The sequence below is a fragment of the Acinetobacter sp. DSM 11652 genome, assembly GCF_900109815.1.
Lineage (GTDB): Bacteria > Pseudomonadota > Gammaproteobacteria > Pseudomonadales > Moraxellaceae > Acinetobacter.
In genome coordinates this window covers 384,871-398,269 of sequence record NZ_FOBK01000001.1, presented here as the reverse complement: position 1 = coordinate 398,269, position 13,399 = coordinate 384,871, and the positions used below count along the sequence as shown (strand labels likewise).

Sequence of the window (13,399 nt, the reverse complement as noted above, 5' to 3'; positions counted from 1 at the left end):
TTGAGTACTTTTATTATCTTAAATATTAAAGTTGCGGCCCGATAAAGAAATGTAGACGAATAGGTTTACCAGGATCAGATATCCCCGATGCCACATCTAGACGAATTGGACCAATTGGAGAGTTCCAGCGGATTCCTGCTCCTATGCTATATTCAGTATCATTGGTAAATTTTTCATCATAAGCATTACCAAAATCACTAAATAACGCGGCGCGCCAGCCTTCTTTAAATTGGTAATTGTACTCTAAAGTCCCAATCGCACGCGCTTGACCTCCGACTTTATATCCAAATTCCACAGGGGACAAACTCTTATAGTCAAAGCCTCGTAGACTTTGGTCACCCCCTTCAAAGAATCTCAAGTTATAGGGCACTTTTTGAAAATCTTCAGTGATGATATAACCGAGGTTTGCCCCACCAATGAATTGATGATCATTGTTACTGCCTAATGAATATAAAAATTTCCAATTCGCATTTACAATCGCCATATCAGCATCGGATAGCAGGCTTTCACTCCCCAATTGGATTTTGTAGTTTTGTTTAAATCCTTTTGTCGGATTTAATCGATTATCACTGGTGACTTTAGTGGCTTCATAACCAAGTAATAAAGATTGCTGCTCATCATTACCCGTTGCAACGACAAACTCTGGGATTTCATCCCAATTGGTATCTGGGTCAAGTGTCTCAGGAATATCACCTTCAATCGTCATACGATCTAGACGATAACGCACACCAAAAATATGCTGCCAATCACGACGCGCACCTTTAATAATTCTGTCAGCTCCGGCAACAGCGGATTCCACGATGAGATTTAATCCATTCCCAATTTCATCACGATCTTCACGCTCGTAACCACCAACTAGACTGACATAATCATTTAATGGGTGTTTATATGGAATATTATAACGACCATCAATTGATTGTCTGACTTGTGACAACTCTAAGTTTGCATCAAACGAATGACCACGATCATTCACAATAGAACGGCGGTACTGACTTCGTAAGCGCACACCTGTATCAGTACCATAACCAATACCCGCTTCAACACTATTTAATTTATCCGCATTCAATGTCACGATGACAGGGATTTTTTTTTCTTCACGTGCTAAGGCTTGTAAACGCTCAGTTTCTTCCTGCTTGGCTTGCGCTTGATTATCAGCATCATTACGCTCTTGCAAAGTACGACGTTCATTTCCACCCGCAAATTGAGTTTCATCTGCCACATTCTGCGTGACTTCTTCTGATGAACTTGCCTGTTGTTCAGCCTTTTCTTGACCTGTTAATAAACTTCGATCGATTTTTTGCTCATCCACCAAAGCCTGCAAATCAGGTGCGAGTTCAAGCGGCTTAATAATTGGATCAGGTTTAACAGCGTCAACAAGGCTATAGTTAAAATAACGTGAATTGGTTAAGTTGTTGGCTAATACATTTACACGCCATGCGGTAAAGTCTGCACCTTCTTGCCAAGGAGCTAAGGTTCTTAAAATATCTTCACGAATCGGTATTTTTTTTGATGGATCACTCATTCTAAACTGCACATCATCCAGCTTATAACGTTCACCTGTTTCCATCTTCAAATTTATATCTGCTTGATTTTGAGGGCGGGCCAACATGACATCGTGCATTCGCCAATAATAATCAAAGAAACCGTTGTTATTCGCCGCTTCAATGATTCGAGCTTTTGTCGCTTCGTATTTACCATGATCGAAAATATCACCCACCTCCAAATCAGGAAGCACTCGAATCACTTGCAATTGAGCAAGATTCTCCCCAGGCCCAGTAAATTCAATATTTTGTTCTCGCACCACTACTGGATTATGAGGTGTGACATTGACACGCACTCGGTTATCACTGACTTTTTCAAACTTAAATTCAGCATCGTAATAACCTACGGCTTGTGCAGCTTGGACAGTCATATTACGGAGTTGCGGGACGGCAGCATTGAAATCTGAAAATGACTCAACAGTGAATGATGATAACTTTGCTTTGATATTGTCCGCGAGTGGTTTAGGTGCGCCTGTAACATCTGCGGTAATACGTGGCACAACAGCGGGCTGATTAAGACGTGGAGGACGTATTTTGTAGAAAATGCGTTTAAACACATTTACTTTTTCTGGTTCTTTATTTTCAGGTTCTTGGGTTTGAACGGATAATGAACGTCCTTCCACATTTTCAGACACCTCAATCTGACGATCAGACTGAATATTTTGCATCAACTGATCAATGTTGACTGGAGCTTTTGTTAACTCAGCCTCTGAAATGTCATTCGCAGGTAGATCTTGTACTTGAACTGCTGGAGTCGTCAATCCCGATCTGAAATTTTGCGCTTCCTGCTTGGCTTGTTCAGCGACTGATAAAATTTCATTGGCAAGTCGAGGGTCCACACTTTCCTCAGGCAGCAACTCCAAATCATCAAATTCTATCGGTTTGAATTGCTCTTGTGGACTCAATTGCTCTTGCTGCTGAAGCATTTCATAACTATTAAAATCATCTTGCCCACTCAACTGATCTATTTTTTGATCAATACTTTCAATTTTCTCTTTTGACAATCCCTGTTGCTGCGCAACATTTTCTATTTTTTGTTTATTATTTTCGATGGCTTGTACAGATGTCGCAGGCTCAAGCTCCTGACTTGATACCACTGTGTCAGCTGCAAATAACACAGGTGAAGAAAGAGCACCTAAAAAAACACTTGCATAGAACCATTTATTGATATCATTTAATATCCATGTGTGCTGCACACATTGGGAAAGTAATGATTTTTTAAATTGTGTTTTCGATGGCATACTGCGCTCTGAATACTTTATATTTTAAATAGAAAATACGGATTTTTCACTCAAGCTAACTGAATCAAATTTCTAGTATTTTCAAAATTTTTAGGATGAAAATATGATACATGATTTTCCGATATTGTTACTAAATCATCACATTTCTTAATAATTTTTAAAAAAGCTGAATTGTCATGCAAAAACAAGAGCATCTACTGAGTTCGCACCGTTTTTTACCTATGTTTTTGACTCAATTTTTTGGAGCCTTAAACGATAATGTCTTTAAACAATCCTTATTGCTTGTCATTACCTATGGTTGGATTCAACAACAGACCGCAAGCGTAAGCACACTGAATAATCTAGCTGCACTTCTCTTTATTCTACCTTACTTCATTTTTTCAGCGACTGCAGGACAAATTGCAGACAAATACGAACGCTCTTTCTTGATTCGTAATATCAAATTGCTTGAAATCTTGATTATGCTGATTGGTACTGCTGGATTTTTACTCGGCAATTTATGGCTATTGTTATTTGCATTGTTCCTCATGGGTACACACAGTACCTTCTTCGGACCGATTAAATACGCCATTCTCCCTGAAATATTAAAACCAAATGAATTGATGTCGGGTAATGCTTTATTTCAATCAGGTACTTCCATTGCAATATTGATGGGGATGATCTTGGGTGGTGTAGTGATTTCAAACTCTGAAGGCAACTTAGTTTGGATCAGCCTGACGGTCGTGACCATCGCGATACTTGGTTATATTTGTAGTCGCTTCATTCTCAAACAAAAAGTCCGTGAAAATCATATCAATGTCGATTGGAATTTCTTTCGAACCAGTTTTCAAACCATACGTTATGCAAAAAGTTTACCCCTCATCTTTACCATTTTATTGGGTAATTCTTGGTATTGGTTTTACGGCGCGACTTATTTAACTCAAATTCCTCAAATGACTCAGCAAAATCTGCACGCCAATGAAAATGTGGTCAGCCTCCTCCTTACCTTTTTTTCTGTGGGTATTGGTGTAGGTTCATTGCTATGCCGAAAAATTGGTGGCTCAGAGGTCAATATTAAAATGGTGCCTATTGGTGCAGTAGGCTTAACCGTTTTCGCCTTCTATTTAGCAGGAAGTTTAGCCTTTGTTCCTGAAAGGACTGGCGATTTTATTGGCATATCAGACATGTTTAATTCTGGTATGATTTATTATCATGTGATGATTGCAGTTACTTTATTGGGGATCAGTGGTGGTTTTTATATTGTTCCGCTGTATGCCATGATGCAAGCCTATTCACCGTGTTCACATCGTGCTCGCGTAGTGGCTGCTAATAACATTATGAATGCAGTATTCATGGTGTCTTCTGCTATATTCTCCATTATTATTTTAAGTATCTTAAGTATTGATATTAAGATTCTATTCAGTATTACAGCGATATTGAGTGCTCTGTACACGATTTGGTTATTAACACGCTTAAAACCAATGTTAAAAAATGCTCAAATTGATTTAGAGGATTAAGGTTATGCGTCACTACACAGGTCTAGATAAATTTATCCATTCATTTGATCAAGCACTGCGTAGTTTGGTTCCAGGCACCACCACCTCACAACGTGAAAATCCAGCAAGTCAAGCAGAGACTCATCTCGCAGTGAGTGAAGCCAGGCATGTTGCTGGACTCATGCGTGTTAATCACAGTGGTGAAGTCTGTGCTCAAGCGCTTTATCACGGTCAAGCATTGACAGCTAAGTTGCCTAATGTTCGTCGTGAAATGGAGCATGCCGCGATTGAAGAACAAGATCATTTAGCATGGTGTGAAGATCGTTTAAAAGAGTTAGATAGTCATACAAGTCTACTTAATCCTGTATGGTATGGTCTTTCTTTTGGTATGGGTGCGATTGCAGGTATTGCTGGTGACAAATACAGTTTAGGCTTCGTTGCAGAAACTGAACGTCAAGTGAGTCTGCATCTGCAACACCATCTCGATCAACTCCCACCACATGATGCCCGCTCTCGTCAAATTTTGACACAGATGAATCATGATGAACTTCAGCATCGAGATACTGCACTAAATGCAGGTGGTGTGGAATTACCAGCTGCGGTCAAAATCGCAATGACGGGTATATCCAAACTCATGACCAAAACAAGTTATTATATTTAAAAAAAACGCGGCTCATGGGCCGCATTTTTTATAGATGATGGAATCGTCTAAACTTATTTAATTCACGCTCAGCATGATTGAAATTCAAATCTAACCGCAATTTATCCTGCTTTAAGGACTTTATTTTCTTAAGATACTCTTCCCGCTTTTCTTTGGTGATTTTGTCATCCAGCAAATAGTCTCGATATGTTTCAATTTCTGTATCTTTATTATCTTTGTCTTTCTTGGAACGATAGTACTGATCGGCCACATTATAAAAGGGTGCTAATTGGGCATGTAACTCTGATGGACAAACCCTATACCCACCTCTTCCATCCAAAGCTCCATCGAAAATAACTTCGGGTTGACAATATGAACGAAGCCCAAGTTGGTAACCTTTTTCATATAACTTGTGATCAGGTTCAATATTCACTTTTGAACAGGCTTTTTGATGTTTAACAATGCGATTCGAATAACCACTGCTTCCATCTTTTTCACCTATTTCCGACCATTGAGCAGTTCGACACTCTTGAGGGGAAAGCGTTGCACAACCTGAGAGGAACGCCAAAATTGCGCTTAACACAATAATTTTATACATCTTCTTGATATGGAGCTTATTTATTTTGAAGTGGCGTATTATAAAAATTAGTCCATTTAAAAGAAGCTGATTATTGTTACATCACAGCCTATTTCCGTATCAAAGACATATTTGATCAATGCTACCGATGGACTATTCGGCGAAACTCATCCTATTTTAGAAAATGAACCATCTAGTGACACTTGAGGAAAATGATGCGCTTCATGCTCAAATAATGGATTTTCCCAAATATCAAACATTGGAATTTTAACATCTAAGGCTAATGGCATTTTTTTTGGATTAAATTGCATATTTTGGAGCGTATTTCCCCATGCAATGAGATCTACATCCAAAGAAATATCATGTGACGGACGGACTCGACCAGAAGCTTTTTCCAGCGCTTTTAAAAGATTGGTAATTTCATTGACTTGCTGCTTTGATTCTAATAAACATGCAGCATTCCAATAATCTTGTCCAACACCATCTCGACAAGGTATGACATAGATAGGAGAACGCGTAATACATCCCAATGACGCAATTTGTTTTAATGCATTCACCAGATGATTGTGCGGTTGGCTATTACTCGCCAATGCTAGCGCATAAATCATTACGGTGTCTTTCAAGACGAATTCCTACTGAATTAGCTTGTGGAATAATAGCAGGCTTACGCACAGTAATTTGGATAGACTCAATTGCTGGATATTGTTCAAACAAAGCTTTGAGGACAATTTTTGCAGCAAATTCAATTAATTCAGGTTGAGCTTTTTGAATCGTCTGAGTCGCGATTTCACAAATTTCAGCATAATTTAAAGTATCAGCGAGAAGATCTGAATTTGATGCCTGCTCTAAATCAGTCGCAATATGAAGATCAAGCAATAATGGTTGAATGATTTGCCGTTCCCAGTCAAAACATCCGATGACTGTTTCAACTTTCAATCCTTCAATTAATATGAAATCCATCTTCAATCATGACCTTTTCGTAAACTATCAAACAGTGATAGCACGCTTGACGGGAGGCGATAAAAGCAAATCCTCTTCTATTGAGGATTTGCTGTGATATTTTAACACTTGTTTAAGATTTAATGTTTCAACAAAAGATTAGGATCGATTGTTTGTACCATTTGTAAGCGCTGATCTGCATAAATATCAGTGTACGGCGCAAGAATTCTCATAAAACGATCAAAATAAAGCATTTGTTTAAACAGCAATGCGAAATCCCGTGGGAAACGGATGCCATGACGCTCACCTACAGCCACCATATCCATCATGATGTCATTTAAGTCGGCTGGATTAGATGACAGAATTTGCTGAGGATCAGCGGAGAGCACGCCACTGAATAATCGTTCTAAATCGTTTGCCAAAACTGTTGTATCAATTTGCGTATTAGTCATGCCCATTTTCAGCATATTTTCTGCCATCAATGGATAATTGGTATTTTGCAATGCATCCATGAAAGCAATACATGCCGTCCATACTTCAGGCTTTAATTGTCCCACAATACCAAAATCAATGAATCCAATGCGACCATCATCCAAAAGCATGAGGTTGCCTGCATGTAAATCTGCATGGAAACTTTCACACATCATCAAACTACCAAACCATGTGTTCATGGCAGTAATCAGAACCTGTGATGGGTCTTTAGAAACTTGACGAACCACATCGAAATCCGTCAACGGCACGCCATAAAGACGCTGCATTGTCAGGACACGACGTGTTGAATATTGATGATATACCTTTGGTGCAGTCGCTTTAGTATTTTGAGTAATGTGCAGATAATTAACAAAATCATCAATATTTTTTGCTTCTTCAATAAAATCAACTTCACGAACCATACGTGTTTTGATTTCTTCAACAATATCCGCAAGTGAAGCAAATTTTACTTTAGGAACTGCCTTCTCTAGAATCTTGGTCGCCCAATGTAGGACATTTAAATCCGTATAAAGGATAGTTTCAACACCAGGTTTTTGGACTTTGATCACGACATCTTCGCCGCTCACCAATTTAGCAGCATGCACTTGTGCGATCGAAGCAGAAGCTAATGGCGTTTCATCAATAGATGCGAAAATTTCACCTAAATCGCGACCGTCAAACTCAGCATTCAAAACACTTTCAATATAGCTAAATGGGAGTTTAGGTGTCTGATCTAAACACCCTTGAAATTCCTCAACATATTCACGTGGAAATAATGAAGGCGTACTGGCAATAAACTGTCCCAACTTAATATACGTTGAACCAAGTGACTCGAAAGTTTCGCGCATTAATTTCGCATTACTCGGTTTTTCTGTCGCGTATTTAATCCCTGCTCGCGCAGCAATGACCGCAGTTTCACCTACACGGACCACTGAGCGTAAACCATCTAACCAAATATTATTTTTCATAATGTCGATATTAAATTTCGATATGTTGAGTGTAGCAAATTAAATTGTCTTTGCGGATTGACTGCTGTGACAGATTTGACATTCTTTATCCTTGTCAAAATTCAAAATTCGCTGTTGCATGTTCATTCCATTCCATAGAAGAATCTTCTGTTTTAATGGTGTTAAATTTAGCCCCAGATATAATAGCGCATGATGTGCTTGCATACTTGCCATCACGTTAGGAGTTGTTGCTAAAACTCCTGAATCTGCACACCTTAAACTCTCATCTGCATGATCTTCTTTGGGAAAAAGACATTCATAACACGCTGATTCACCATCCACCATAAATAACTGACCCTGCAAACCAATCGCAGAAGCACTGATGAGTGGAACATTCGCATCCTTACAGATTTGATTGACCAAATAACGGGTTTCAAAATTATCACAACCATCTAACACAAGATCTTGCTGTGTAATCAGTGCGGCAGCATTATTAAAATCAATTTTTGAAGTGATGTATTCAATCTTAATATAAGGATTAATTTGAGAAATTTTCTTGGCTAAAACTTCAGCTTTGTAAAAACCCACATCATAATGATCAAAAGCAGTTTGTCGCTGTAAATTACTAATTTCTACAGTATCAGCATCGATGAGTGACAATTTACCGACGCCTGCTCTCGCCAATAACTCTGCAGTCAAACACCCTATTCCACCACAACCAATAATAAGCACATTGGACAGCTTTAATCTTTCTTGTGCATCAATATCCCAATCCTCTAGTAATATTTGTCTTGCGTACAACTGTAGCTCAACATCACTCAGTTCAATGCTATCACTCACCTAAACACCCTGATTACATGCTTGTATAAGCCTATGATACCGAATAAATAAGCAGTCTATTCATACAATTCTGAAGATAATTTTTACCCTAGAAGATCTGTACCTTATTGTTACAATTCGAATAGGTTTGTTTAATTTTCTTATTTAATTTTTCATTATTAATAAACATAATCTCAATAATTGCTTCACTAGCAATTGATTTTAAAAACATCTAACTCAAATAAATGACAGTCATACTTATGAATAAAAAAATTTTTGCACTCGCTACATTATTAGTTTCGAGTTTATTCCTGACGGCATGTAAAGATGAAAAGATCACCAACATTACATACGTCAATCAAGGTTCGGATACCCAACCAGAATATATAGAAAGCACGCTTTATGATCTGGACGAAGAGAATGCTTCACCCAATCAAGACAATCGGCAAATGTTCTTGATTCTGCACTACACAGCAGTATCTAAAGACGAAACATTGGCTTTGTTTAAAGATCCTAATTTCCCTGCCAGTAGTCACTATTTTGTACCCGAATTACCAACCAATGGTAAATTTACTGTGTACCGTCTTGTGCCTGATGATAAAAGAGCTTGGCATGCTGGCGCGAGTTCTTGGCAGACCAACAGTAGTTTGAATGCCTCAAGTATCGGCATTGAAATTGAAAATCTCGGTTTCCCTGCAGATGATGAACAACTCCCTTTGATGCAACGTCGATGGTATCCATTTTCATCAAAACAACAAATCAAAGTCCTTGCAGATATTATTTTAAAAATTACTAAAAAATACGAGATCAGACCCGACCGAATTTTGGGGCACAGTGATATTTCTCCAGGTCGTAAATTTGATCCAGGTCCGCTATTTCCTTGGAAACGTTTATATGAAGATTATAACATCGGTGCTTGGTACGATAACGACACTGTAAATTATTATCGTACTTATCATCCTTGGAAGAATGATATTGCTTCGTTACAAAGCAAATTGGCATTATACGGATATAACATTCCTGTCACTGGTCAATACGATCAAGTCACTCAAAATGTTGTATCCGCATTCCAAATGCATTTTTATCCTGAGAAATATGATGGTTTCGCGGATATTGAAACTGTAGCCCGCCTTGATGCATTACTTGAGAAGTATCGAAATGTAGCTCGTCCGGCGATTTCACCATAAAACATCTGAGATCAGTTTAGTCGTCTATTTAAGTGAAGACTAAACTGATTTTCATATATTATTTTGGCGCCATACGAATTGCGCCATCCAATCGAATCACTTCACCATTTAAATACGAATTTTCAAAGATATGTCCAACCAGTTTCGCAAATTCTTCAGGTTTAGCTAAACGTGGTGGGAATGGAACCATCTGTCCCAATGCATCCTGCACATTTTGCGGAAGACCTTTAAGCATCGGAGTTTCCATGATCCCAGGTGCAATAGTCATAACACGGATCTTTTCGCGTGCTAACTCACGCGCCAATGGCAAAGTCATACCAACAACAGCGCCCTTAGATGCAGAATATGCAGCCTGACCAATTTGACCATCAAAAGCAGCAACTGAAGCCGTGTTCACAATGACACCGCGTTCTTCCTCTTCCCCCGAAAGCGCATACTGTGACATTAATTGCGCAGCATATCGCAACATATTAAAGGTTCCACTGACGTTGATATTCAGTACTGTTTGGAACATATCTAAGGCATGCAGGCCATCACGACCAAGCACTTTAGCTGATGGTGCAATACCAGCACAGTTGATTAAACCATTTAATTGTCCATATTTTTCTTGTATGTGTGCAAAGAATGATTCAACTGCTTTTTCATCAGTTACATCTAGTTGAATAAATTCTGCACCAATTTCTTGACCAGTCTGTTCGCCCAAAGTTGCATTCATATCAACAATTACGACTCGAGCACCCTGCTGTTGAAGATAAGCTGCTGTCGCCGCACCTAACCCAGAAGCGCCACCTGTAACAACAATCACTTTTCCTTGAATATTCATAAATCCCATTATCCATTTTTAGTTTTAGGTTGGCTTTAGGGTAATCTTCCTCTAATACGGATTCAATTTATTCAGTGACCAATTGGTCTAAATAATTCAAAATAGATATAATTTAATATTTATTTTATATAAAAATAAATCACCCATGACAATTTTTTTGCCTTAATGACATGATTTAAAAACCATACAGTCATCGTTATTCTTTTGAATTCGGCTAATATTTAGACTATTTTAATCTTATTCATTTCGGCATTTTGCCATATCTCCTAAAGGTTCAATCATGTTTAAAATGATCGATGTCTTAGAGCAAAATTTTGCTCAAACTTTCCCTCATGCACTTAATCAAGATTCAGATCAAATTTCAGAGCAGCTTCAAATGAGCATTCTGAATGCATCTGAAATAGATTTAAAAAATGCAATCAATCAATTCCTAGACACTCAAGATGCAAGTGAAACTGCACTTGCATTAGATATTTCAACTGAGCGTCTAAATGAACTGAAATCAGGTATTGCGTTAAAAGATGCTTCAAAAATTTCGGACACTTTAAAGGTAGTAGCGCTATGCTTGGCTTTGGAGTCAGACTCATTAGACCTTCTTGAAGTGAGCGATATTTCAACTGAGTATTTCGTATAATGTGAGTATTGAGATCAAGCTGATATGGTTTGGTCTCATTTTCTCTCTTAGTCTTATTATATTAAATTATGTGACCTTCATCTCATTGCATTAATTTATATAAAGTTCTGATAAATCACTATATTTTCAAAAAACCACAATATTTATAAAATATTAATTTGATTTCAATGTGTTAACTCAAAATTTTAACTTTATCAAAATTTATTGTTTTAATATCTCATTTTCTTTTTTGTCACAAATTACCTGAAAGGCTATTTATATCGAAAATTTAGCGAATTAAATCAGGTACTTTAGTGAAAAAATCAATATCTCCATTGAAATTAGGTCTATTGGGTTTAGCAATTAGTGTTGTTCATAGTGGAGCCAATGCCGCACTTCCTAAGGAAATTAAACTGGATTATGCCTATTATGCTCCTACGAGCTTAGTGGTTAAAAATCAAAAGCTATTAGAAAAGGCTTTACCCAATACCAAAATCAAATGGGTATTTAGTCAAGGCAGTAATCGCTCCTTAGAATATCTTAATAGCGGCAGTGTTGATTTTGCTTCAACTGCTGGTCTTGCCGCTGTATTAAGTCGTGCCAATGGTAGCCCTGTTAAAACAGTTTATATCCAAAGCCAACCTGAATGGACAGCTTTAGTCGTGCCAAAAGACTCCCCGATTAAATCCTTAAAAGATCTAAAAGGTAAAAAAATTGCCGCAACAAAAGGAACTGACCCATGTTTATTTACGCTACAAGCTTTAGATACCGTTGGATTGAATAAAAAAGATGTACAGCTTGTTCATTTGCAACATCCAGATGGCAAAACGGCGTTAGAACGTAAACAAGTGGATGCTTGGGCTGGCTTAGACCCTTTGATGGCATCAGCTCAAGTTCAGTCGGGTGCAAAACTGCTTTATCGTAATGTAGGCTTTAATAGTTATAGCGTGTTAAGCGTCAAAGAGCCATTTACTCAATCTAGCCCAGAAGCAATTGAAGCCGTAATTAAAGCGTATGAGCAAGCACGTAAATGGGCAAAAGCCAATCCAGATAAACTGGCGCAGTTACTCGCCACTGAAGCTAAACTACCTTTAGAGGTTGCAAAACTTCAGCTTCAGCGTACTGACTTTAATCAAAACATTCCTACAGCCCAACACATTAATGCACTACAAAAATCCGGCAAAATCTTGACTGAAGAAGACTTAGTTCGTAAAGGAACAAATGTAAATCAAGTTGTTCAACAGTTATTTAATGCCTCATTCGCTCAAAAAGTGGTGACAAAATAATGGCGATCAGTGAAAAAGCGATTGAGCATCGGAATATCAATGTCCAATCACAACTGTCGACAAAAGGAAATAAATGGTTGAAAGGTATTTTCCTCCCTGTATTACTGGTACTGCTGTGTGAAATTTTGGTTCGAGGTGGTGTAGTTGAACCTTATCTGCTACCTGCACCAAGTAGCTTATTTGTTTCCCTGCAAGAATTTGCTCAGAATGATTTAGGTCAACATATTTGGGCAAGTACATGGCGAGTGTTTTTAGGGTTTGCTATTGGTAGTGGTTTAGCACTATTTTTTGCAGTTTTGGTTGGGCTCAATCGCCATGTAGAAGAGTTTATTGAACCGACCTTTTCTGCAATTAAGTCAATTCCTAGTCTTGCGTGGATTCCCCTCCTTTTGTTATGGCTTGGTATTGATGAATCCTCAAAAATCACCCTCATTGCGATTGGTGCTTTTTTTCCAACCTATACCAATACTGTGGCTGGTATTCATGGTGTCGACCGAAAATTGATTGAGTTGGCTCAAGTGTATAGACTGAATCGCTGGCAACAAATCTACCAAATCGTTTTACCCGCAGCTTCTCCATCTATCCTTACAGGCTTGCGCAATAGTTTGAGTTTAGCTTGGATGTTCATGATTGCCGCTGAACTCATTGCAGCAACGCAAGGTATTGGATATTTATTAAGCGATGGACGTGAAACATCGCGTCCAGATATTGTGATCATTGCTATTATTTTATTGGCAATATTGGGAAAAATCACGGATACCATAATGAAAGTATTTGAATCAAAATTATTGTTATGGCGTGATGTCATCAAAAGATGAATCAATAAAAAAGCGACCTAAA

12 protein-coding genes and 1 pseudogene are annotated in these 13,399 nt (G+C 38.2%); 6 read left to right on the top strand and 7 right to left on the bottom strand.

The annotated features are described in order from the left end of the window. Positions 1-25: 25 nt before the first annotated feature. Positions 26-2,782 (bottom strand): autotransporter assembly complex protein TamA, encoded by a 2,757-nt coding sequence (locus tag BMW42_RS01940; RefSeq protein WP_092766195.1) that lies wholly within the window; start codon positions 2,780-2,782, stop codon positions 26-28. A gap of 176 nt (positions 2,783-2,958) precedes the next feature. Between BMW42_RS01940 and BMW42_RS01935 the strand changes: the two genes are divergently transcribed. Together BMW42_RS01935 and coq7 are read left to right on the top strand one after the other, a co-directional pair. After that, complete coding sequence (locus tag BMW42_RS01935) at positions 2,959-4,278, top strand: MFS transporter (RefSeq protein WP_092766194.1); 1,320 nt, start codon at positions 2,959-2,961, stop codon at positions 4,276-4,278. Between the two features lie 4 nt (positions 4,279-4,282). Next, positions 4,283-4,918: a 2-polyprenyl-3-methyl-6-methoxy-1,4-benzoquinone monooxygenase gene (coq7, locus tag BMW42_RS01930; RefSeq protein WP_035267094.1), complete on the top strand. Its 636-nt coding sequence runs from the start codon at positions 4,283-4,285 to the stop codon at positions 4,916-4,918. Positions 4,919-4,946: 28 nt separating this feature from the next. Here the strand turns inward: coq7 and BMW42_RS01925 are convergent, their stop codons facing one another. The 5 genes from BMW42_RS01925 to BMW42_RS01905 form a co-directional block, all read right to left on the bottom strand. Next, positions 4,947-5,495, bottom strand: a complete 549-nt coding sequence (locus BMW42_RS01925; RefSeq protein ID WP_092766193.1) for a DUF2799 domain-containing protein — start codon at positions 5,493-5,495, stop codon at positions 4,947-4,949. 146 nt (positions 5,496-5,641) lie between these two features. Beyond that, positions 5,642-6,097 (bottom strand): 2-amino-4-hydroxy-6-hydroxymethyldihydropteridine diphosphokinase, encoded by a 456-nt coding sequence (locus BMW42_RS01920; protein ID WP_373683270.1) that lies wholly within the window; start codon positions 6,095-6,097, stop codon positions 5,642-5,644. Further along, entirely contained in the window at positions 6,054-6,434 is a 381-nt protein-coding gene (gene folB, locus BMW42_RS01915; protein ID WP_092766192.1) for a dihydroneopterin aldolase, read from the bottom strand. The genes BMW42_RS01920 and folB overlap by 44 nt, the downstream gene beginning before the upstream one ends. Positions 6,435-6,553: 119 nt before the next feature. After that, positions 6,554-7,852 carry an ABC1 kinase family protein gene (locus BMW42_RS01910; RefSeq protein WP_092766191.1) on the bottom strand — a complete coding sequence of 433 codons (1,299 nt, stop codon included), beginning with the start codon at positions 7,850-7,852 and terminating at the stop codon, positions 6,554-6,556. A 39-nt stretch (positions 7,853-7,891) separates the two neighbouring features. Beyond that, positions 7,892-8,671, bottom strand: coding sequence for a HesA/MoeB/ThiF family protein (locus tag BMW42_RS01905; protein WP_092766190.1), 780 nt, complete (start codon positions 8,669-8,671; stop codon positions 7,892-7,894). A gap of 239 nt (positions 8,672-8,910) precedes the next feature. Here BMW42_RS01905 and BMW42_RS01900 point away from each other — a divergent pair, with 239 nt between their 5' ends. After that, positions 8,911-9,837, top strand: a complete 927-nt coding sequence (locus tag BMW42_RS01900; protein ID WP_171260663.1) for an N-acetylmuramoyl-L-alanine amidase — start codon at positions 8,911-8,913, stop codon at positions 9,835-9,837. Between the two features lie 58 nt (positions 9,838-9,895). Here BMW42_RS01900 and BMW42_RS01895 read toward each other — a convergent pair whose 3' ends face one another. Next, positions 9,896-10,660, bottom strand: a complete 765-nt coding sequence (locus tag BMW42_RS01895) for a 3-hydroxyacyl-CoA dehydrogenase (protein WP_092766188.1) — start codon at positions 10,658-10,660, stop codon at positions 9,896-9,898. A gap of 280 nt (positions 10,661-10,940) precedes the next feature. Here BMW42_RS01895 and BMW42_RS01890 point away from each other — a divergent pair, with 280 nt between their 5' ends. From BMW42_RS01890 to BMW42_RS01880, 3 genes and pseudogenes are all read left to right on the top strand, one after another. Then, positions 10,941-11,294 (top strand): hypothetical protein, encoded by a 354-nt coding sequence (locus BMW42_RS01890; protein ID WP_092766187.1) that lies wholly within the window; start codon positions 10,941-10,943, stop codon positions 11,292-11,294. Positions 11,295-11,608: 314 nt separating this feature from the next. Further along, the gene (locus BMW42_RS01885; RefSeq protein ID WP_228143072.1) at positions 11,609-12,559 is read left to right on the top strand and encodes an aliphatic sulfonate ABC transporter substrate-binding protein; all 951 of its coding nucleotides are present in this window, start codon (positions 11,609-11,611) and stop codon (positions 12,557-12,559) included. 116 nt (positions 12,560-12,675) lie between these two features. Continuing rightward, positions 12,676-13,377 (top strand): annotated as a pseudogene (locus BMW42_RS01880) (ABC transporter permease); the annotation flags it as partial. Positions 13,378-13,399 lie beyond the last annotated feature (22 nt).